Here is a 21,442-nt window from a genome sequence, read left to right as displayed (position 1 = left end):
GCGCTACTTGCGGCGCCGGCCGGTCCCGAAGATGCCCTTCACCGCTTCGCGTATCGCCGTGTTGATGCCGCTTTTCACCGTCGGGTTTTTCAGCACTTCTTCCCACATGGACGGGCCCTTGGGCTCCGCCGGTTCCGGCATCGGCGGAACCGGGTCATTCGAGGGGACCGGTGGGTAGTCGGACCGAGCTTGCGGCGCTGGGGCCGACGTGGTCGCCGGCTGCGCCGGTTGTTCAACCGTCTGGCCGTACTTGCCTTGCAGCGGACTGGATTTGGCCGTGGCGGTGATCGCATCGGTGCCGATCGAGGCCATCAGCGACCGGGGCACCCGCATGCGGGTCCACGCGACGGGCGTCGGCGCGCCCTTCTCGGACAGCACGGTGACGACGGCCTCGCCGATGCCCAGCGAGGTCAGCGCCGACTCCAGTTCGTAGACATCGGTTTTCGGATAGGTGCGGACGGTCCTGCTCAGCGCCTTCTGGTCGTCGGGGGTGAACGCCCGCAGCGCGTGTTGCACCCGAGCCCCCAGCTGGGACAGCACGTCGTTGGGCAGGTCCGTGGGCAACTGGGTGCAGAAGAACACCCCGACGCCCTTGGAGCGGATCAGCTTGACGGTTTGTTCGACCTGATCGAGGAAGGCCTTGGAGGCGTCGGCGAAAAGCAGGTGCGCCTCGTCGAAAAAGAACACCAGCTTGGGTTTGTCCACGTCACCCACCTCGGGCAGCACGGTGAACAGATCGGCCAGCACCCACATCAGGAAGGTCGAGAAGATGACCGGGCGCAACGACTGACCGCTGAACTCGAGCAGCGAGATGATGCCGCGGCCCTGGTCGTCGACGCGCAGCAGGTCCTGTGGGTCGAGCTTCGGCTCGCCGAAGAACGTGTCCCCGCCCTCGCCGGCGAGGTTCACCAGCGCGCGCAGGATGACGCCCGCCGTCGTCGACGACACCCCGCCCAGGTCTTTCAGGTCCTCCTTGCCCTCGTCGCTGGCGAGGTGGCTGATGACACCGCGCAGATCGTCCAGGGTGACCAGCCGACGGTTGGCTTCCTTGGCCCAATGGAAGATCAGGCCGAGCGTCGACTCCTGAGTGGCGTTGAGCCCCAACACCTTTGACAATAGAACCGGACCGAAGCTGGCGACGGTCGCGCGCACCGGCACGCCCACTCCCCCGGTGCCCAGCGACAGGAACTCGACCGGAAATCCCGTCGCCTGCCAGTCGTCGCCGGTGTCTTTCGCGCGCGCGGCGGTCTTGTCGTTGGCCTCCCCCGGCCGGGCCAACCCGGACAGGTCACCCTTCACGTCCGCCATCAGCACGGCCACGCCCGCCGCGCTGAGCTGTTCGGCAATCAGCTGCAGCGTCTTGGTCTTACCGGTGCCCGTTGCCCCGGCGACCAGCCCGTGCCTGTTGATGGTGGCCAGCGGGATGCGAATCTGTGCGGTCGGGTCGGCCGCGCCGTCGACGACCACCGTGCCCAATTCCAGCGCCTGGCCTTCGACGGCGTAGCCGCTGGCGATCCGCTGCGCGGACGTCGCCGCCGATTCGGTGCTCATCCTGCTGCGCCCCTCTCACCCCAGTCTTTCCCCGTGCAAGTTCGGCAACGCTCACACTACTTGCCGGGGGCGGGCGGGGGCAGGGCCCGCGGCGGCCTGACGCGGGCCTACGCTGAGCGCTGTGCGCGACGAATTGGTGTGGATCGACTGCGAGATGACGGGGCTCGACCTCGGCTCGGACAAGTTGATCGAGATCGCAGCCCTGGTCACCGACGCCGATCTCAACGTTCTCGGCGATGGGGTCGATGTGGTGATCCACGCCGACGACGCCGCGCTCACGTCGATGATCGACGTGGTCGCCGAAATGCACTCGCGCTCCGGGCTGATCGACGAGGTCAGGGCATCCGCCGTCGACCTCGCGACCGCCGAGGCGATGGTGCTCGACTACGTCGCCGCCCACGTCAAGCAGCCCAAGATGGCGCCGCTGGCGGGCAACTCGATCGCCACCGATCGCTCGTTCATCGCCCGCGACATGCCCAAACTGGACTCCTACCTGCACTACCGGATGATCGACGTCAGCTCGATCAAGGAGCTCTGCCGCCGCTGGTATCCGCGCATTTACTATGGTCAGCCGGCCAAGGGGCTCGCGCACCGGGCGCTGGCCGATATCCACGAATCGATCCGCGAGCTGCGGTATTACCGGCGCACCGCGTTCGTCCACCCACCTGGGCCGTCTACCAGCGAGGTCGAGGCGGTGGCCGCCACTCTTCGGGGCGACGCGAACGGGGCTCGAACAAACGATTCGGACACCAAGCGGCCGAGCGGCTAATATCGACAGTCGCCGTTCGTTGGCTCCCATCGGGATGCCGGCTGGCGGCCATGGTGAGTGTAGTTCAGTTGGTAGAGCACCAGGTTGTGATCCTGGGGGTCGCGGGTTCGAGTCCCGTCACTCACCCCGCGCCGGAATGCCGCCCTACCTGCATGAATGCGGGGAGGGCGGCCGGGTTCGACCCCGCGCACACCCGGAAGGCCGCATGATCAGCATGCACAGCACACTGCGGCCAATTCCACCGACCAAGGCGCTGCGTCTACCGTCGTCACCATGCCCAGCCCTGCTCCTCGATGTAATCCATCAATGTCAGACATGGCACACCGATGGCGTTACAAACGTCGGGAATACGGGGTTTGTCGATGTTGCCGCTCGCGGTCTCTTGGCTAACGACCTTGCCCTTATTGGCCATCGCGAGTGCGATCACGAAGGGATCGGCACCGCTGCGCTGACCGCCCTGCTTCACGAGGTCGGGGTGTAATCGGAGAATCTGTATCGCGCTCTGTTGTATCGGGAGATCAAGAGGGCAGAACAGGTCGGATTGTGCATCGGCCCATTGCTTTGCAGCGTCGTCACGCTTGGCGAGTTCGCGGCGAACCTCGTCAACCGAGCGCACCTCCCCGGCAGTGATGGCGTCCTCTACCAAGGTCCACAGTTCGCGAAATACCGTGGGCCGGAATAGGTCGCGTCGCCCGTTGATGATGACGCTGGTGTCGAACGAATAGAGCACGACAGGTCTCAGACGGCGTTCCGCAACTCGGCAGATTGGGCGAGCCTCTGAATCTGGCTCACTTTTGCGTCCAGGTAGACGGCGGCGGTATTGCTGTCTATGACGCGACGTCGGTGGGCATCGGCGACAGCGCGCACGTACGCCTTGCCCAGGTCACGCACGGTGTTTCGGTACCAATCGCCGCCACTAGTCCTCGTGCGTTCAGCCTCGTCCTCGTGCGCGGCAATGAACTCGGCGCGGCGCTGACGGTACAGCTCGACCGACACTATGCCGAGCGTGCTAAGCCGTCGAAGAAACGCCTCGGCGCTCACACCGAAGTAAGCCGCAATAGGGCGCAGTGATTCGTAGTCCCACGATGACGGAATTTCAGTGCGGGCAAGGACCTCGGGCCGCGCCCGAACCGCGGCGGCGGGCATCAGCACAGCGGCGGCGATGGCGTTGCATCGAGCTTCTAACGACCGGTCGGCGGTGCGTGGCCGGTCGTCGGCGGTCACGTCGCACAGCCCCTCCGTATGAAGCACCAGGTGGGTGAATTCGTGCAACAGCGAGAAAAGGCGGGGCCGCGGGTAGTCGCCGCCGTTGAGCACAATCACCGGCAACACGTCGAAATACAGGCACATGCCGCGCATCTCACCGACAGCGACCTTGCCGCCTCGCGTGGCGAGTACCAGAACACCGGATGCCTCGATGGCTGACACCCACGCGTTGAGGTGTTCGTATGGGTTCAGCGAGCCGGTCGGGATTGGCAGGGGGCCGACCTCGGTTAAGGTCCCGCGGATGCGGGCGGCGATTTCGACGTCGCTGTCGTCTGCCGACACCGGAATGCGCCAGGTGGTCGGCGTGTCCCTGTCATCGGTCTCGGCCAGTTCCAGCGCGAATTCCCGCTGTATGTGCGCGCGCCGGAACTCCTCGTGCAGCTCGGGCGACCACTGCGTCGACCCGGCCCCGTCGAGCCGTCGGAAGTCCCGCAGCGTGTCGAATCCTTCGGGCGGCTCGGAGAGGAAGAACACCGCAAGCGACCGCTTGTAAACCTCCGCGGCCTTACGCAGTTGCGCGATGGTCGGCACCGCCTGGCCGGTCTCCCATTTGGCCACCCGGTCGTCGGGCAAATTGAGCTTGCGGGCTGCCGCAAGCTCGGTCAATCCGCACGACTCACGTGCCCAGCGGAGTACAGAGGTCTCCACGGGAGCAGGGATAGACGGCATGGTCTGATGATGCACCACCCCTACCCACAGCGGTGCCCAATCATCCCCAAAGGAACGCATACCTGAGCAGCGTGATAGCGCATACGCCATCAAATTTCCAACAGCATTGTGAGCAGGGTGGCTTCCGGCGACGGCTCGCCAGACCGCCGTTGGGAGCGCGCTAACGTCGACATCGAAGCAGGAAAGCAGCCCCGACGCTCAATGAATTTGTGGCGGTCGGCCCTGCTGATCGATGCGGATCGGATCGGCGGGTGAGGCGGCCAGGACGGCCGAGCCGGGCGTCCATGTCGAGATCAACGGGGCAACTCGCCGCGTCGTCGGTGCCGCCGCGTTTGCTGGGTTCATGCCGTCGCCCTGGGGCGAAATCTTACATTTCAACACAATTTTGCAATCCGCCGAGGATCGGAAGTGGGCGTTTCTGCGCTATTGAAAGTGCCTATCGACTAGGCTAGCGTGTTAGCGCAAAACCGATTGAACTGCGGATTCGCGGAACCTGATCGCACCACGTTAGGCAAGTTTCGCGCCACGGAGCCCGGTATCTTTTGTTTGGCGCTCAGGGAATGAGATCATCGATGACGGGGGTTGCTGGTACGCGATGACCGGTAGTATTGGTTTGCTTGACGAGCTGCCGGTCTCGCCGCGATGACCACGAAACACGAACTCGCATTGGGCGCCGAATGCACGGACGATGGCGCGGACGCCATCCGGGACTGGACCGTCGGGTACGTCAAACGCCACCCGCTCGCCTCCCTCACAACGGTCGGTGAACAGTTCGTACTTGGTGTGCGCACCGTTCAATACTTCTTCGTTGATCTCGTCACCGGCCGGTTCCAGTGGCAAGAATTCGTCCGGCAGGGCGCGTTCATGGCCGGGACGGCAGTGCTGCCGACGATTCTGGTGTCGCTGCCGGTCAGCGTCACCCTGTCGGTTCAGTTCGCTTTGCTGGCCGGTCAGGTCGGTGCCACCTCACTCGCCGGCGCGGCGAGCGGGCTCGCCGTCATCCGCCAGGGCGCGTCGCTGGTGGCCGCCATCCTCATGGCGTCGGCGGTCGGGTCGGCCATCACCGCCGACCTGGGCTCGCGGACCATGCGCGAAGAGACCGACGCGATGGAGGTGATGGGCGTATCGGTCATCCGCCGCCTGGTGGTGCCGCGCTTCGCCGCGGCCATCATGATCGGGTTCGCGCTGACCGGAGTCGTCTGCTTCGTCGGGTTTTTTGCGAGCTACATGTTCAACGTGTACTTCCAGAACGGTGCGCCCGGCAGCTTCGTCACGACGTTCGCGTCGTTCGCGACGACGGGCGACATGATCCTGGCGTTGTTGAAGGCCATCATGTTCGGCGCCATCGTCGCCGTCGTGGCCTGCCAGAAAGGACTGTCCACCAAAGGCGGCCCGACGGGCGTCGCGAACTCGGTGAACGCGGCGGTCGTCGAGGCGATCCTGCTGCTGATGATCGTCAACGTCGTCGTCAGCCAGCTCTACGTCATGTTGTCGCCCAGGACGGGGCTCTGAGATGACGGTCTCCACCTATCTACCGCTGGCACCCATTGCGGGGCGGCTGGTTCGGCTGCACCGCAGGGCCACCAAGCCGATCATCCGGCTCGGGCACATGCTGGTCTTCTTCTTCCGGGCCGTGGTTGCGGTGCCGATCGCCCTGCGCCAATACCGCGGCGAGTTCCTGCGATTGCTGTCCAACATCACCTGGGGTAACGGCTCGCTCGTGGTGGGTGGCGGCACCGCCGGCGTAGCTCTTGTGCTCGGGATGACCGTCGGCGCGCTCGTCGGCATCGAGGGCTACAACTTTCTCGACCTGCTTGGCCTGGGCCCCGCGACCGGGTTCGTCTCGTCGTTGATCAACACCCGCGAGTTGGCTCCGCTGATGGTCTCGCTGGCGTTTGCGATGCAGGGCGGCTGCCGGTTCACCGCGCAGCTGGGATCGATGCGCATCGCCGAAGAGATCGACGCCATGGAATCGATTGCGATCCGGCCCATTCCGTTCCTGGTGACCACCCGACTGATCGCCTCGGTGATCGCGATGATCCCGCTGTACGCCGCGTGCCTGGCGGTCAGCTACCTGACCACGCAGGTGGTGGTCGGGATCAGCAGCGGCGGCTCCACCGGCTCCTACCTGCACTACTTCTCGCTGATGCTGGCGGGAAAGGACATCGTCTATTCGTTGTTCAAGGCCGTTATCTTCGTGTGGATCGCCTCCACGATTCAGTGCTACTACGGCTTCTACGCGAGCGGGGGTCCCGAGGGCGTGGGCGTTGCCGCGGGACACGGCATGCGGGCCAGCATCACCGTCGTGATCATGGTGAACATGCTGCTCACCATGGCATTGTGGGGCGCCGACGCGGGTGCGAGGTTCGGTGGCTAGGCAGATGGCTAGGTTGGTGGCTGATGCCCAATTCCTTTGAGCTGGACGGGCGTGGCCCCTCGGATCGACAGCTGCTCGCCTGCGGAGTAGCGGTGGTGGTCGTGGCGGCATTGCTCACGGCGGCGCTGCTGGTCAAATCGACGGGCCGGCTCAACGACCACGTGCGCGTGGTGGCCGATCTCGTCAACGTCGGCGACGGGCTCCCGGAAAAGTCCGACGTGAAGTATCACGGGGTGCTCGTCGGAAGCGTCAACGACGTCGTCCCCGCGGCCAACGGAAGACCCAATTACGTCCAGATCAACCTCAAACCCGAATACGCCACGTCGATCCCGGCTGCGGTAACAGCCCGGGTGGTACCCAGCAATGTGTTCGCCGTGTCGTCGGTTCAGCTGGTCGACAACGGCCCCGGAGCATCGATTCGCGCGGGCGCCCACATTCCCGAGGACACCCGGCTGCCGACCGTCTTATTCCAAACCACAATCAGCAAGCTGCGGGACCTGCTCGCCGCGGCGGGGCGCGGGCGAGAAGACCGGTCCGAAGGGATCCTGGCAGCCCTGGCCGCCGCCACCGACCATCGCCGGGTGACCCTGCTCAAGGACGGGGCGCAGCTGAATCGTCTTCTCGACCAGCTTAATTCGATCGTCAGCACCGACTCCGGCCCGTCGACGCTATCCGCCCTCGTCGACGCGACCCGGGGCCTACGGGCGACCGCGCCCGATCTTTTCGACGCCCTGCATCTGGCCGTCGCGCCGATGCGGACCTTTGCAGAGACGCGCGGACAATTGGCCACGCTGCTCTCCGGCGCCGATCACACCGTGGGCACCACGCGTGAATCGTTCGGCAATCACATCGATCAGCTCATCAAGATCACGACCGACCTCACGCCGGTGCTGGGAGTGCTGGCGCAAAAGTCCAACAACTTCGTGCCGGGAGTCACCAAGCTGGACAACCTGGCCAACAAATTCATGGGGGAAGTCTGGATGCCGGACAAGAACATCGGCAACATGCGAACGATGCTGACGTTCACGCCCAACTACGACTACACACGCGCCGACTGCCCCCACTACGGCGAACTGAAGGGACCCAGCTGTTTCACCGCACCGCTGGTCCCGGTACGGCCCGATCTGCCGGAAGTGCTGCTGCCGCAGAACTATCAGCCGCCCAAGGATCTGGCACCGCCACCGGGAACCGTTATCGGCTCGGACGGCAACCTCGTCGCCGTCGGGCCGCCGCTGATCAACCCGAATCCCAACCTGACCGATCCCAATCCCCCTCTCCCCGCGGGGCTGACGCCGTCGCCCCCGGTGCCGGGAAGCGCCAACCCCGATAACCCATCGCCGGGGTTGCCCGCGCCCGCGTCACCGCCGCTGGAGGCCCCGTGGGTCGCACCGGTGGCACCGAAGGCGCCGTGGATTCCACAGTCCTCATTTCGGATGTCCTTCGGCGGCAACGTCGGACCGGTTGGCAGCCAACAAGAACGAAACATGTTGAGCGTGATCACCGGCCAACCCGCATCCGACGCCACCCAACTCCTGCTGGGTCCGGTCGCGCGCGGGACAACGGTTTCGGTTGTTCATCCACCATCAGGCGGGGGGCCCAAATGAAATTCCGGGGACCGCTGATCGGCCTCACCCTGTTCATGATCGTCGCGGTGACGCTGACCTGGCTGGTCTACGTGAGCCTGCGGCGCGACGTGGCCGGGAAGACGGACTCGTATTCGGCGGTATTCACCGACGTCTACGGCCTTCGAGACGGCGACGACGTCCGGATGGCCGGTGTCCGCGTGGGCCGGGTCGAAAAGATCGAGCTCGACGGGAAACTCGCGAAAGTCACGTTCGTGGTGCAGCAGGAACAGCGCCTCTACGGGAACACGCTCGCCTCCGTGACGTACCAGAACATCGTCGGGCAGCGTTACCTCGGCCTGTCCCTGGACAAGGAAGGCAATCACGGTGTGCTCCCGCCCGGGAGCGTCATCCCGTTGGAGCGCACGGAACCGTCCTTCGACGTCACCGCGCTACTCAACGGCTACGAGCCGCTGTTCAGTCTGTTGAACCCACAGGATGCCGACAACCTCACCAAGGGCATCATCCAGTCGCTGCAGGGCGATACGTCCTCCCTTGCCACGTTGATCAGCCAGACATCCACGCTGACAGAGACCTTCGCCGGAAGGGATCAGGCGCTCGGCGATGTGATCACCAACCTCAACAAGGTGGTTGGCAACCTTGCGCAGCAGAACGACAACCTCGACGGCGTCATCACGCAGGCCCGTGACGTGGTTTCCAAGCTCGATCAGCGTCGTCCCGAGTTGCAGGCCTCGGTCGGTACGCTGGCCCGGGTGATGGGCCGGCTGTCGACCTCCGCCACGGACGTGTATCCGGCGCTTCGCGAATTCATCGATCGTAAGCCGGGCGCCACCAGACACTTGATGGATATCGAACCCCAGCTGGCCTACTTCGGCGACAACATCCCGCTGCTGCTCAAGGGGCTTGTCCGGGTCGGCAACCAGGGCGCCTACGGCAACGCCTACGTGTGCGACGTGAACTTCATGGCGTTCGAGCCCGGCTTCAACGACATCGTGCCGATCATCATCAATGCCGCCACACCCGGAAACACGGCGTGGCACAGCCCGAGATGTCGGAGCACGGCTGGTGGCTGATTCGTCCGTGCGGCTTCGACTTACGAGCATGACGAGGCGTCCGCTCGAGAGCTACAGCAAGATGTGGCTTGGGTCCATCGCGGTCGCCGTGGTAGCCGTGCTGATCGGCATCATGTTGTTGGTTCACGCGCTCGGCGCCGGGTATCGGCACTACACCGCGGAGTTTCTGCAGGCGGCCTCCCTGCGGGCCGGCAACCCGATCGTGGTCGCGGGCGTCCCCGTCGGCAACGTCACCAGCATGAAACTCGTCGGCGACCATGTCGAGGCGGGCCTGAAGGTTCGCGACAATGTCGTGCTGGGCAGGGATTCCAAGGCGAAGATCAAGGTGACTACCATCCTGGGTTCGCGTTACCTCTCCCTGGAGCCCAACGGCCCGGCGTCCCTGCCCAACAACACGTTCGATGTGTCACACACCGAAGTCCCCTACGACCTTCAAGCCGCATTGCGAGACGCCACAACAACTTTCGAGCAGGTCGACTCTGACAGATTTGCGCAATCCCTGACGGTGCTCGGCAAGCAACTCAAGGGCCTGCCCTCGGTCGTGCCGCAGGCAATCGCGAACATCGACTCGCTCTCGTCGATCATCGCCGTGCGACGCGACCAACTGGGCCAGCTCCTGCGCAGCACGGAGCAGGTGACCAACACGCTGCGGCGCCAGCAGGCGGGCATCGGCAACCTGGTCGACCAAGGGCAAGACCTGCTGGGCCAATTCGTCGCGCGGCGAGCCGTTTTCCACGCGATGATGCGATCACTGACCGGCCTTGTCGACACCATGAGCCTGATCGTGGTCAACGACCGTTCGGGTCTTGATTCCCTGATCAACGACATGCGCGACTTCACCGCCCTGATGGCAAAACACGACGACCTGCTGCGCAACCTCCTGCAGGTCACGCCGATCTTCTTCCGCGAGGCGGCCAACCTCACCGGCGACGGCAACGCGATCAACTTCAACGCCCCCAACATCCCCGCCGTCGACTCATGGATGTGCGCGATCAGCGGCCGCGCCAAACAGTTTGGCATGATCCAATACTTCAAGGACTGCAAGTGACAAGGCCCGGGGTCAGGCTCAGGTTCACGGCCATCATCGCCGTCATGGCGGTGGCCGCGGCGATCGGCGCCGGGTGGTGGTACCTGGGCGCCAGGGACGCCCCGATCACCGTCACCGCCCAATTCGACAGCGCCTCAGGATTGTACGAAGGCAACGTGGTAGCCGTGTTGGGCATGCCGGTAGGCAAAATCACCAAGATCATCCCCAAGGGCGGCTACGTCGAGGTCCAGTTCACCGTCGACCGCAACGTCAAGATCCCGGCGGACGCTGCCGCCGTGACCGTCTCGACGTCCATCCTCACCGACAGGCAGATCGAGCTCACCCCGCCCTATCACGGCGGTCCCGCTTTGGAGAACCACGACACCATCGGCTTGACCCGAACCAGGACACCCGTCGAGTTCAGCCGCGTGCTCAGCGTTCTCGACAAGGTGACCAAATCGCTTGAGGGAGACGGCCACGGCGGCGGGCCCATCGCCGGCGTGCTCAACAGCGGCGCCGGGGTAGTCGACGGCAACGGCGGCAAGATCAAGGCGGCGCTCGATGAACTGTCCAAGGCGCTGCGGCTCAGCAGCGACGGTGGCGCCCAGACGCGCGAGCAGATCACCACCATCGTCAAAAACATCAGCACGCTGTTCGACGCCGTGTCCGCCAACGACTCAAAGCTGCGTGAATTCTCCTCCACTCTCCACCAAGTCAGCCAGATCATGGCGGACGAGGATATCGGTGGCGGCGACACCGGGAAGAAGCTCCAGCAACTGGTCCAGCGGGCCGGCGACCTCCTGGACGCCAATCGCGACAGCATCAAGCACACCCTGCCCAACGGCAACAGCATTCTGCAGACGGTGACCGACGAGCGCCGCGACCTTGCCGAACTTCTGGACGTTGGCCCACTGGTGGCCGACAACGCCTACAACATGGTCGACCGGGCCAACGGCGCCGTGCGTGCGCGTTTCCTCACGGACCGAATGGTCTTCGACAGCCAGTACACCAAAGAGATCTGCAACCTGATGGGCCTTCGACAACTCGGATGCAGTACCGGGACGCTGCAGGACTTCGGCCCGGATTTCGGGTTGACATACGTGCTGGACGGCCTGGCCGCGATGGGACAGAAATGATGACCACGCGGGGGAAGGCCGGGGTCGCGATCCTGGCCGCCGCGATCGTCAGCTCCGGATGCGCCACGAATGGCCTTGCCAGCCTGCCCCTTCCGGCCCCCGGGCTCGGTTCGGGCGGTTACACGCTGACCGCGGTGTTCTCCAACGCGCTCAACCTGCCGATGAAGGCGAAGGTGAAACTGGCCGGAGCGGACGTGGGCGAGGTCGAAACGATGGTTGCCCGCAACTACACGGCGGTCACCACCCTGCGCATCCGCGATGGCGTCCAACTGCCACGCGGGAGCACCGCCGAATTGCGCACGGCGACACCGCTTGGCGACGTGTTCGTGTCGGTTCGGCCGCCCGCGCCGGCCGATCCGAGCGCGCCGCTGCTGAAGAACGGCGACACCATCGGTCTGGGTTCGACGGCAGCAGCCGCGACCGTCGAATCGGTGCTCAGCTCGGCGGCAATCCTGGTCAACGGTGGCGCGGTGCGCAACTTCACCAACATCATCAACGGTTTCGGGAAGGCGACCGGCGACCAGGGCCAGGCGTTCGGAGACCTGATCCGCAAGTCCAACCAGCTGGTCGGGACGCTCAACTCCCGGTCCGACCAGATCTCGTCCGCACTGACCGAATTGTCCGGCCTTTCACAGCAACTCGACGCCAAGAACCGCGCCATCACCGAACTGATGACCGAGGCCCGCCCGGCCACCTCGGCCCTGTCCGCCAACACCACCGAGCTTTCGGATCTGGTCACGCAGGTCGGCGATACCGCCCGGTTGCTGGCCAGGTTCCCGTCGATCGGGGGAACCGACACCAGCGGCCGTAGCGTGATCCGCGACCTGAACACGATCGCCGGGGCCGCCAACGACGTTGCGGTGAGCCCGGACACGAGCCTGCTGGCCTTGAACCGGCTGATCGCACCGATGGTGAAAACCACAGCGGGGAACTCGATTTCGGTGCACGTCAGCGTGGACAAGCTGATACTCGGATCGATCCCCGACATCGGATTCCCCGGCGACATGGGCCTGCACGGACCGCACCGATACAACTGGAACGAGCTCATCGGGACCTTCAAGTACACCCTGTGGCGCCTGCAGGAACGTGTGGTCGGCCGGGGCCCTAACTCCCCGCAGGTTCCCGTCATGCCGGATCCGATCATCCCCGGGCAGATCGATATCGCCCCCGGTCCTCCCCCGCCCGCGCCGGGACCTCAGCGATGACCGGAGCAGTCGCCGGTTTCGCCGATGCCGTGGTCCGCGTGGTGCGGGCAGGCCACCGGCAACAGATTTGGCTGTCGGTCGCGGGATTGGTGCTCACCTTGGTCGTGGCAACCGCTTACCTGCTCGTCGGTGCGTTGCGGGTGACGCCGTTCGCGTCGTCCTACAAGGTGACCGTGCAGTTGCCGGAATCCGGTGGCTTGCTGCCCAATCAGGACGTCTCCCTGCGCGGTGTGCGAATCGGACGCGTCGAGTCGCTGCGGATCACCGACAGGGGCGTGGATGCCGTCGCCAACATCACATCAAAGGTGCGGATCCCGGCGAACAGCGTCGTGCACGTGTCGGCGCTATCGCCCGCCGGCGAGCAATACATCAATTTCGAAGCCGAATCCGATGCGGGGCCTTACCTGCACGACGGCAGCGTCATCGCGCCGGACCGCACCAGCGTCCCGGTCAGCTTGGCAAAGTTGCTCGGCGACGCCGACGGCATGCTGGCACAGGTCGATCCCCACAAGGTCGAGCTGATCAAGAGGGAACTCAGCCTCAGCAAGGAGGGACCCGCGAAGTTGGCCGCCATCGTCGACGGCGGCACGTTCCTGCTCTCGACGCTCGATTCGGTGCTGCCCCAAACCACCAGCATCATCAAGACCAGCCGCGTGGTGCTCACCCTGGCGAGCGACAAGAACGCCGGCCTCGCCGCCACCACCACCGAACTCAACCGAACGCTGGCCGGCCTCGCCGGAATGCAAGGCGGCTACCGGCGTTTAACCGGGCAGGCGCCCCAAACACTTTCGGCCGTCGACAACCTGTTCGCCGACAATTCCGACACCATGGTGCAGCTGCTGGGCAGCATGGCCACCATGTCGCAGCTTCTCTACCTGCGCGTGCCCGCGCTCAACGCGATGTTCCCCGACTACCGTGGTTCGGTGCTGGACGCCGTGGCAAGTGCGTTCCACGACCATGGCGTCTGGGCGACGGCCAGTCTCTACCCGCGATACGTGTGCGACTACGGCACACCGTCGCATCCGCCTTCTGCCGCCGACTACTACGAGCCGTTCATGTACACCTATTGCCGCGACGACGATCCCGGGGTCGGGATCCGTGCGGCCAAGAACGCGCCGCGGCCGGGAGGCGACGACACCGCGGGCCCGCCGCTGGGCGCGGATCTGGGGCGCAAAACTGACCCCACGCCACGGGGCCGCTTCACCATTCCGACTCCCTACGGCGGCCCGCCCCTGCCGATCGAACCGCCGCACTAAGACCGATCCCGCCAAGCACAAGGAGATGATCGTGGCGTGACAACCGATGCCGAAGACGAAAAGCCCGAAACCACAAGCGAAGACGTCGAGACTGAAGACAGCGACGTTGAAGACGTCGAAGACGCCGAAGCAAAAGAGGGAACGCTCCTCGAGGCCGACGGCGACAAATCCAAAAGCTGGCGGCGACGGCCATGGAGGCAATACCTGCGCCGCAGCGTATTGCCGCTGTTACTCATTGCGTCCCTTGCGGTTTCCGGGTTCCTCGGATGGAAGCAGCGGCAAGAGCACCAGGTGAAGCTGGCCGGCCAGCAGGCCCAGCAAGCGGCCGTCAAGTACGCCGAGGTGCTGACCAGCATCGACTCCAACAACGTCGACCAGAACTTCCGTCAGGTGCTCGACGGCGCCACCGGCGAGTTCAAGGACATGTACACCCAGTCCAGCGTGCAGCTTCGACAGCTGCTGATCGACAACAAGGCGACCGCGCACGGGGTGGTGGTCGACTCCGCGATCGCCTCCGAGTCCACGAAAAAGGTTGTCGTGCTGGTCTTCGTCGACCAGACCGTAACCAACACGGCCGCGCCCGATCCGCGTATCGACCGCAGCCGGATCAAGATGACCATGGAGAAGATCGACGGCCGCTGGCGGGCAAGCAAAGTCCAGCTGCTCTAAATCGTTCGGAGCAAGGATGCTGATCACAAGGGTCATCGCAACGTCGGTATTGGTCGCGGCGACAACCGTTTTCGATGCGGGCGCGGCGCACGCATCCGCGCAGTCGTTCTGCGGCGAGCTCGGCGGTGACTGGGATGGCCAGTATTGCCACACCTCGGTGACCTCCGAACGCAATGCCGTGCGCGACATCAAGGTTGCCGTGCCGGGCGACCTCGTCGACAACCCGACCGCGGGCCCCGTCGTCCGCGACTACCTGCGCACCCTCGTCAACAATTGGAAGACCGCCGGCGCGCACACGGTCGCGGACAGCTTCGGCGAGGAGAATTACCAGGTGTTCCAGCACGGCAGCATGCTCAGCGCCGTGTTCCACGAGGACTACCACGCCGACGGGCCCAGACCCAACAACGCCTACCGCACGTTCACGTTCGACATGGCGAGCGGCCGGCGGGTGCAGCTGTCGGACCTGACGACGTCCGATCCCCTCACCGCCATCCCCCCGCTGGGCGCGCCGTTCATCCAAACGGCGCTCGACCAGGCCCCGCCGCCGCACGACCCGGGCAGCTATCCGTTCGCCCTCGACCGCTGGACCCCCGACAAGGTCTACTCCGGCGCATACAAAGCGTGGGCGCTGACCCCCGATGAGCTGATCCTCTACATGCCCGACTACCCGGTGGCGCACGACGAGCCGATCAACTTCACGCCGGGAGCCCTGCAGTGGTTCATGGACGGCGGCACGGTCGAAGCGCACATCCCGCTCGCGGCGCTGGCCCCCGTGCTGCGCATCTAGGTGTTGGCGTTGCCCGCCTTCCACACCGGCCACGGGATGTTCCAGTCGCCCAGCCCCTCGGTTCCGGGCAGCGTGGGCCCGACGGTATGGACCACCTCGACGATGTCGCCGCTCTTGCTGTGGTCGTAGAACCACTCGGCGTTGCTGGGGCTCACGTTCAGGCATCCGTGGCTGGTGTTGGTGTGGCCCTGCGCACCGACCGACCAGGGGGCGGAGTGCACGAAGACGCCGCTGTAGGACATCTGCGTGGCCCACTCGACCTCGGTGCGATATCCGTTGGGCGAGTTGACCGGAACCCCGTAGGTCGAGGAGTCCATGATGATGTGCTTGAAGCGCCCGCCGATGATGTAGAAGCCGTTGGCCGTCGGGGTGCTGTCCTTGCCCATCGACGTCGGCATGGTCTTGACGACCTCGCCGTTGACCCGCACGGTCACCATCTTGGTGGTGTCGTCGGCCGTCGAGATGACCTCGTCGCCGATGGTGAAGTGCGTCTTGACGTTGTCCTCGCCGAACATCCCGTCGCCCAGGTCGACGCCGTAGGTGTTGACCGCCACGTCGACGGCCGTGCCCGGCTTCCAGAAATGCTCTGGACGCCAACGCACTTCGCGGTTGTTCAGCCAGTAGAACGCGCCCTCGACGGGCGGGTTGGTGGTGATGTTGATGGCCTTCTGGGCCGCGGTGCGGTTCGCGATGTTCTCGTCGAAGCGGATGGCCACCGGTTCGCCGATGCCGACCACCTCGCCGTCGCCCGGGTTGACGTAGGGCATCGTCAGGTGAGCCGGTGAGCTGGTCTGAAAGGTCATCTGCCGGTTCGCGGCGCCCCCTAGCCCGAGCGCCTTCGCGTTCAGCGTGTAGCGCCTGTTGTAGCCGAGCTGCCCGGTGGTCGACCAGCGCAACCCATCCGGGCTGAGCTGACCGCTTATCGTCTTCCCGTTCTCGTTGACCATGGTCACCGACGCCAGCACGCCGTCGGCGACGCTCACCGTCACCGGCGCGTCGACGGTGACGCCGACGGCGCCGTCGGTCACCGAGGAGGTGAGCTTGGGGACAAGCAGATCGGCAAACGGTGTGCCCTTGTCGAAGATGACCTTTGCCGGCGCCGCACTGCGGCCGCCGCCGCACGCGGCGCCAACCACAGCAAACACGACCAGCCCGGCGGCCAGCCACGCTCGGGGTCGTCGCAAAGGCGTCATCAAGTGACCTTTCACATCACTCCGCTTACTTCGGTCACCGCTGACCCTGAATTATGTTGCCAACATTTTAGTGGGTGTGAGCTTCTGACCGCGGCGACATCAGCCGGTTTGCTCGTCAGGTTCTACACTGGGAAGGTCCTGGGATTTCGCCCTCCGGCGGAATCCCTGTTATTGTCGCCAAGCGGTCTCGGCCGACCAAGGCGCCGTTAGCTCAGTTGGTAGAGCAGCTGACTCTTAATCAGCGGGTCCGGGGTTCGAAACCCTGACGGCGCACAGCTCAACGGCATTACTTAGCCCTGCCCAGTAACACTGCCTGAATGCCCTGTGTTGAGGAGCGTGCCGGGCTCGTACCCGATGACTGCGCGCGACCGGTCTCTACCAGGGGATATGACGCAACTTAGCCGTGGGCCGTCGCAGACGGTGCCGTTGAGAAGCTCGTTGAACTCCTGAGCAAGTGTTCGAGAATCCCGTTCCAGATCAAAACGTCTGGTCAAGGTCGACACCGTACAGGTCGCCGATGGCCACCCATGCGAGCCGTGCTTGGATCGAGTCGAAATTGCCCGTCCGCGCCTGCGTGGCGAGGTCGTCAAAGCTGCAATGGGCACGGCTGAGGGCGTTCGCCACCGCAGAGCGAAGATCGGCAGCCTTCGCTACGACGACGGTGTCGTCGGGTTCTATCAAAGCTGTCATTTCACACCCTTCCCGCATCGTGCACCCCTGCCAGTGTGGCACACAACGCGGTTCGCGCGCCGCAAAGGCGCTGTTCAGCTAGTCATCGGATATGTTGCCTCAACGGTCTGACAACACCTCGCCACCGCCACTCTGGTTGCCGCCCCGTTGACCGGACCGGCAACCGCCCACGCGTGGGCACAGAAGGGGGGTAGGCGCCAGTGCCTGCGGAAGCTAAGCTCGAACCCGACGCTCTTTCGGGAGCGTCGGGTGGTGTGGTTGCCGGAGCCCTGGGTTCGTGAGGCCCAGGGCTCCGTTTCATTGGTGGGGCGTTGTGGGCGCGTCGGCGCCCAAAGGGGGCGCCCGGCAAACAACCGTTCGAGCCGCTGCGGGGAGCACAGCGGGCTATTTCATTTCCGGGAATCGCGGATCTCGACGCCGGGCCGGTTGCTTCCCCTGCGTCGAGATCGACGTTAGCGTGCCGCCCACTCGAACTTTCTCGCGCTAACGCAGATCTCGGCGTCGGTGGGTGGCGCACACCACGCAACACTGGTCACATCAACGCCAGAAGTCGCCGCTTAGCGGGTAACGATGCAGTCTGGGGGGCGCTATCACGTTGACGATCGATCGCGGAGAAGCGCGGCGGTGCCGATGTGGCTGAATGTGGTCCCAGGGGCCCAACCCAGGGTTCACCGTATTGACCGGGAAGCTGATGGCCGAGTTGGGAGTTTGAAATGAGTCTCACCGTCACCCCTGCAGCGCTCGCCAGCGCAGGCCAAGGCGTCCACGCGATCGGTCGAACGCTCGGTGAAGCCAACGCGCAGGCCAACGCGCCGACCAGCACCATGGTGCCGGCGGCAGCCGACCAGGTATCAGCCGGCATTGCAACGATCTTCAACGGCTACGGCGCGATTTGGCAGGACATCGCGGCGCAAGCCGCAGCCTGGCAGGCGCAGTTCGCGCAGCTGTTAGGCGCGGCCGAGTTCGCGTACGTGAACGTGGAATATGCCGCCACGCATCTGATGGATTTCAACGATCCGTGGATTGAGCTCATCGAGTTTATCTAGGCATTGACCTGCCTGATGTGTACGACGTCGACTTCGCCGAGCAATTGATGCTCGCCGCGGTGCTGGGCGAAATCGAGTGGCCGAAGATTGCCGACCGCCCCATAGCCGAGAGCACAGCCCTACCCCGCGGTTGACCCGTCCCGGCGCGACGTCGACAACGCACGCCGCGCACCGAGATCCAGGACGTACCCGATGACGCCGATGACCACGATCACCGCGACCACCTGGCCGTAGGCCAGCTGGTCGCGAGCGTTGAGGATCTGGTAGCCGAGACCGGAACGCACACCCAGCATTTCGGCCGGCACCAAGACCACCCACGCGATTCCCAGCGCGACCCGCAAGCCGGTCTGCAGGTGACCGCGGATGGCCGGCAATATTACCGCCGTCAGGCGTTCGATCCGGCTTGCGCCGAATGACCTGGCGACCAACAGGTAGCCGGGATCGACGGCATGGACCCCGGCCGCGGTGTTGATCAAAATGGGCCACACCGCGGCCGCGGCGATCAGGAAAATGACCGGCTCGTTGCCGATTCCGAAGATCGCCACCGATATTGGCGCCCACGACAGCGGCGAGATCATCCGCAGAAATTGCACCACGGGACGGCTGGCGCGATCAGCAACGTCGCTCAGCCCGATGAGCAGTCCTGCGGGAATCGCGATGACCGCGGCCACGAGCAAGCCAACGAGCAGCCGCCACAGGCTGACCTCGGTGTCGGCCAGCAGCACGCCCCGGTTGTAAAGCGCGACTAGCGATTTGGCCACATGACCGGGCGTGGTCTGGCGCAACAGGGACCGTGGGGAAGCGAGCACGGCGGTGACCAGCCACCAAAGGGCGACCGCCGCCGCGATCGCGAGCGTCGGTGGCCACCAGCGCCGCAAAAGCGGCCACTTGGGTCTGGACGTCGCCGCCGGTAGGACGACCTCGCCCGACGCCGAGGCATCGACGGGGCTGATTCGCTGTGTGGTCATAAGGGTTGCACCTGTTCGACTCGGATCAGATCGGAAGGGAGCCCAAAGCTTTCGGGGCCGCCGTGGGCCGCCAGCGCGGTCCGCACGAAACTGTCGTAGACCAGCTGCGAGTGCACCGTCGCGGGGTCGAGCCGATCCAGGAACCCCCGGTCGCCGTCGACGACGGTGTCGTGCATCGCCTGCACGAGCCGTCGGGTGAAACTCGCGAACGGGAAAGGCTGGAAACCCAACCGCTGCGGTTGCCAATCCGGATGCGCGAAGCGGTAATCCTTGGGGTTATAGGTCAGCGCGGTCTTGATGGCGGGCAGCGGCTGGGGCAGATAGGCCCCGGTCGACAGGGCCGCCGCGGCCGCGGGCCGGTTGCCGTCGATGCGTTGCTGCGCAAGCACGATCGAGTTGACAAGGGAGGCCGCCGCCTGCGGACGGTTCTCGATGAGGTCTTCGTGGGCCAGGACCACACAGCAGGCGTGGTCGCGCCACACGTCGCCGAGGAACGTGTGGATGCGGCCGATCTTGCGCACCTGGGCCATGGCGTTGAACGGATCGGCCACCACGTAGCCGCTAATGGAGCGGTTGGCCAGCGCCGGCACCATGTCCGACGGGCTCATCACTATCAGCTCGACCGTCCGGGCGCTGCGCGAGGCGCTTCGGCGCACCACCGGCACCAAATCGTGGGCCCGCAGCAGGTCCTGAAGGATGATGTTGTGGATCGACCACCAAAACGGTATCGCCACTTGTGTTCCGGCCAGTTGGCCGAAGTCAGTGATGTGCGGGGCGACGGTCAACGCCGAACCGTTGGTGTGGTTCCAGGCCAAGACCCGGATGGCGCTGCCCAAAAAGAACCGCAACTGAATGGCCGTCGGCATCAGCATGTGGACGGCGTCGACCTGACGGGTGACGAACGCCTCGGCCAGCGACGCCCAGCTGCGGAACAGTACCGGCTTGGCCGGGCTGACCACGCCGGGCTGGTAGAGCCCGGCCGCATGGGCGATCAGCAGCGGCGCCGCGTCGGTGATCGGCAGGTATCCGATGCGCAGCTGCCCGCCGGTGTTGGCCCGGTCGACGGTCGCGGCGTGAGCGAGATCGGCCGCACCGGCCAGGCCCCCCGCCGCGGCCAGCGTGACCGCGCCGGCCAGCAGCGACCGGCGCGAGACCGGGCGGGTACTCATCGTTCGGCCACGCGGTAATGGTCGAGAATTTGCTGCCTAAGCTCGCCGTTGTCGGCGCTGACGGCGGGTCGCCATTCGCGGCGGATCCGCCCGTCGGGACCGAGCAACACAATGCGGCTGGCCAGTTGCAAGGCCTCGTCCACGTCGTGGGTGACCAGCACCACGGTGATCGCGAGCTCGGCGGCGAGGTCGGCCAGCCACGCCCGCAAATCGCCGCGGATGGCGGGGTCCAGCGCGCTGAACGGCTCGTCCAACAGCAGCAGTCGGGGCCGGGTAGCCACCGCACGGATTATCGAGACGCGCTGCGCCTGCCCGCCGGACAACTGGTCGGGGTACTGGTCGGCCACCGCCTCGAGGTCAAAGCGCCGCAGCAGTTCCTGGGCGTATTCGGGCTGGAAGGATTTCCGGTTCGCCGCGAAACGTCCTGCGAAAAGGACGTTCTCGCCGGCGGTCAACCACGGCAGCAGGAGGGGCTGCTGAAACACGACACCGGTGTGCGGTCGTGCCACACCGCTTCCCGTGGACCATTCGACGGTCCCCAGCGTCAGCTTCTCCAGCCCGGCGATCACCCGCAACAGCGTCGACTTGCCGCTTCCGCTGCGTCCGAGGATCGCCAGGAAGTCGCCGTCGTCGATGGTCAGGTCGATGCTCGTGAGCGCCTGTTTGGTCGCCCCAAAGCTCTTGTGGCCCTCAACTATTCGCACCGTGCCGGTTGCCACGTTTGCTGTCCTTTCGGGAGGCCGGAACGCGCTCGTGCCTCGCACATCGCCGGGCACGGCACGACGGTGACGCTGCCACAGACAGACCGCTCTGTCTACGCACGCGCTCCTCAGGAGACCGGGGAGGCCCGCATCCTCCACGAGGTGGCCGCCGTGGCCCACCGTCGCCGCCGTCCGCCCCGCGGTGTACCACGCCTGGCACGGAATCCGGTTGTCGCGCTGCGTATTTGAAGGGACCAGCTCGAATAGATCCTGCCCGCATCGGACCGCGCAAACCCGCGCAGGGATG

Annotated in this window: 21 protein-coding genes and 2 tRNA genes; 15 read left to right on the top strand and 8 right to left on the bottom strand. The window is 65.2% G+C overall.

The window, feature by feature from the left end:
* Positions 1–3 precede the first annotated feature (3 nt).
* Entirely contained in the window at positions 4–1,551 is a 1,548-nt protein-coding gene (locus G6N25_RS17415) for a helicase HerA-like domain-containing protein (protein ID WP_083071984.1), read from the bottom strand.
* A gap of 121 nt (positions 1,552–1,672) precedes the next feature.
* Here G6N25_RS17415 and orn point away from each other — a divergent pair, with 121 nt between their 5' ends.
* Both orn and G6N25_RS17405 read left to right on the top strand, forming a co-directional pair.
* On the top strand, positions 1,673–2,320 hold the full coding sequence (orn, locus tag G6N25_RS17410; RefSeq protein ID WP_083071983.1) for an oligoribonuclease: 648 nt from the start codon (positions 1,673–1,675) through the stop codon (positions 2,318–2,320).
* Positions 2,321–2,373: 53 nt separating this feature from the next.
* Positions 2,374–2,446, top strand: a tRNA-His gene (locus G6N25_RS17405).
* Between the two features lie 142 nt (positions 2,447–2,588).
* Here the strand turns inward: G6N25_RS17405 and G6N25_RS17400 are convergent.
* Both G6N25_RS17400 and G6N25_RS17395 read right to left on the bottom strand, forming a co-directional pair.
* On the bottom strand, positions 2,589–3,050 hold the full coding sequence (locus G6N25_RS17400) for a DUF4411 family protein (protein ID WP_083071982.1): 462 nt from the start codon (positions 3,048–3,050) through the stop codon (positions 2,589–2,591).
* A gap of 8 nt (positions 3,051–3,058) precedes the next feature.
* Complete coding sequence (locus G6N25_RS17395; protein ID WP_372506711.1) at positions 3,059–4,315, bottom strand: XRE family transcriptional regulator; 1,257 nt, start codon at positions 4,313–4,315, stop codon at positions 3,059–3,061.
* Positions 4,316–4,487: 172 nt separating this feature from the next.
* Here G6N25_RS17395 and G6N25_RS17390 point away from each other — a divergent pair, with 172 nt between their 5' ends.
* From G6N25_RS17390 to G6N25_RS17340, 11 genes are all read left to right on the top strand, one after another.
* The gene (locus G6N25_RS17390; RefSeq protein ID WP_083071981.1) at positions 4,488–4,685 is read left to right on the top strand and encodes a hypothetical protein; all 198 of its coding nucleotides are present in this window, start codon (positions 4,488–4,490) and stop codon (positions 4,683–4,685) included.
* 212 nt (positions 4,686–4,897) lie between these two features.
* The gene (locus G6N25_RS17385; protein WP_083071980.1) at positions 4,898–5,767 is read left to right on the top strand and encodes an MlaE family ABC transporter permease; all 870 of its coding nucleotides are present in this window, start codon (positions 4,898–4,900) and stop codon (positions 5,765–5,767) included.
* Position 5,768: 1 nt separating this feature from the next.
* A complete protein-coding gene (locus tag G6N25_RS17380) occupies positions 5,769–6,632 on the top strand; it encodes an MlaE family ABC transporter permease (protein WP_083071979.1) in 864 nt (287 codons plus the stop codon).
* Between the two features lie 23 nt (positions 6,633–6,655).
* On the top strand, positions 6,656–8,236 hold the full coding sequence (locus G6N25_RS17375; RefSeq protein ID WP_083071978.1) for an MlaD family protein: 1,581 nt from the start codon (positions 6,656–6,658) through the stop codon (positions 8,234–8,236).
* Positions 8,233–9,288 (top strand): MCE family protein, encoded by a 1,056-nt coding sequence (locus tag G6N25_RS17370; RefSeq protein ID WP_083071977.1) that lies wholly within the window; start codon positions 8,233–8,235, stop codon positions 9,286–9,288. The genes G6N25_RS17375 and G6N25_RS17370 overlap by 4 nt, the downstream gene beginning before the upstream one ends.
* A gap of 28 nt (positions 9,289–9,316) precedes the next feature.
* Positions 9,317–10,336, top strand: coding sequence for an MlaD family protein (locus G6N25_RS17365; RefSeq protein WP_083071976.1), 1,020 nt, complete (start codon positions 9,317–9,319; stop codon positions 10,334–10,336).
* A 44-nt stretch (positions 10,337–10,380) separates the two neighbouring features.
* A complete protein-coding gene (locus G6N25_RS17360) occupies positions 10,381–11,451 on the top strand; it encodes an MCE family protein (RefSeq protein ID WP_142272444.1) in 1,071 nt (356 codons plus the stop codon).
* A complete protein-coding gene (locus G6N25_RS17355) occupies positions 11,451–12,656 on the top strand; it encodes an MlaD family protein (RefSeq protein WP_083071974.1) in 1,206 nt (401 codons plus the stop codon). The genes G6N25_RS17360 and G6N25_RS17355 overlap by 1 nt, the downstream gene beginning before the upstream one ends.
* Positions 12,653–13,912 (top strand): MlaD family protein, encoded by a 1,260-nt coding sequence (locus G6N25_RS17350; protein WP_083071973.1) that lies wholly within the window; start codon positions 12,653–12,655, stop codon positions 13,910–13,912. Before G6N25_RS17355 ends, G6N25_RS17350 begins: the two co-directional genes overlap by 4 nt.
* A 36-nt stretch (positions 13,913–13,948) precedes the next feature.
* Entirely contained in the window at positions 13,949–14,581 is a 633-nt protein-coding gene (locus G6N25_RS17345) for a hypothetical protein (RefSeq protein ID WP_083071972.1), read from the top strand.
* Between the two features lie 16 nt (positions 14,582–14,597).
* Complete coding sequence (locus G6N25_RS17340; RefSeq protein WP_083071971.1) at positions 14,598–15,368, top strand: mannan-binding family protein; 771 nt, start codon at positions 14,598–14,600, stop codon at positions 15,366–15,368.
* On the opposite strand, the gene G6N25_RS17335 is transcribed toward G6N25_RS17340, so the two are convergent.
* Positions 15,365–16,561 (bottom strand): L,D-transpeptidase, encoded by a 1,197-nt coding sequence (locus tag G6N25_RS17335; RefSeq protein ID WP_083071970.1) that lies wholly within the window; start codon positions 16,559–16,561, stop codon positions 15,365–15,367. The two genes, G6N25_RS17340 and G6N25_RS17335, sit on opposite strands and share 4 nt — an antisense overlap.
* A 200-nt stretch (positions 16,562–16,761) precedes the next feature.
* Here G6N25_RS17335 and G6N25_RS17330 point away from each other — a divergent pair.
* Positions 16,762–16,834 (top strand) — tRNA-Lys (locus G6N25_RS17330).
* Between the two features lie 204 nt (positions 16,835–17,038).
* On the opposite strand, the gene G6N25_RS17325 is transcribed toward G6N25_RS17330, so the two are convergent.
* On the bottom strand, positions 17,039–17,251 hold the full coding sequence (locus tag G6N25_RS17325; protein WP_083071969.1) for a hypothetical protein: 213 nt from the start codon (positions 17,249–17,251) through the stop codon (positions 17,039–17,041).
* Positions 17,252–17,964: 713 nt separating this feature from the next.
* Between G6N25_RS17325 and G6N25_RS17320 the strand changes: the two genes are divergently transcribed.
* Positions 17,965–18,297: a PE family protein gene (locus G6N25_RS17320; protein WP_083071968.1), complete on the top strand. Its 333-nt coding sequence runs from the start codon at positions 17,965–17,967 to the stop codon at positions 18,295–18,297.
* A gap of 119 nt (positions 18,298–18,416) precedes the next feature.
* Here the strand turns inward: G6N25_RS17320 and G6N25_RS17315 are convergent, their stop codons facing one another.
* From G6N25_RS17315 to G6N25_RS17305, 3 genes are read right to left on the bottom strand one after another with little or no spacing between them, the layout of a single operon-like run.
* Positions 18,417–19,265, bottom strand: a complete 849-nt coding sequence (locus G6N25_RS17315) for an ABC transporter permease (protein WP_083071967.1) — start codon at positions 19,263–19,265, stop codon at positions 18,417–18,419.
* A complete protein-coding gene (locus G6N25_RS17310; protein WP_083071966.1) occupies positions 19,262–20,434 on the bottom strand; it encodes an ABC transporter substrate-binding protein in 1,173 nt (390 codons plus the stop codon). Before G6N25_RS17310 ends, G6N25_RS17315 begins: the two co-directional genes overlap by 4 nt.
* Positions 20,431–21,153 carry an ABC transporter ATP-binding protein gene (locus G6N25_RS17305; protein ID WP_083071965.1) on the bottom strand — a complete coding sequence of 241 codons (723 nt, stop codon included), beginning with the start codon at positions 21,151–21,153 and terminating at the stop codon, positions 20,431–20,433. The genes G6N25_RS17310 and G6N25_RS17305 overlap by 4 nt, the downstream gene beginning before the upstream one ends.
* Positions 21,154–21,442: the final 289 nt, after the last annotated feature.

The sequence above is a fragment of the Mycobacterium heidelbergense genome (genome assembly GCF_010730745.1).
GTDB lineage: Bacteria > Actinomycetota > Actinomycetes > Mycobacteriales > Mycobacteriaceae > Mycobacterium > Mycobacterium heidelbergense.
This window is presented reverse-complemented; position numbering and strand designations above follow the sequence as displayed.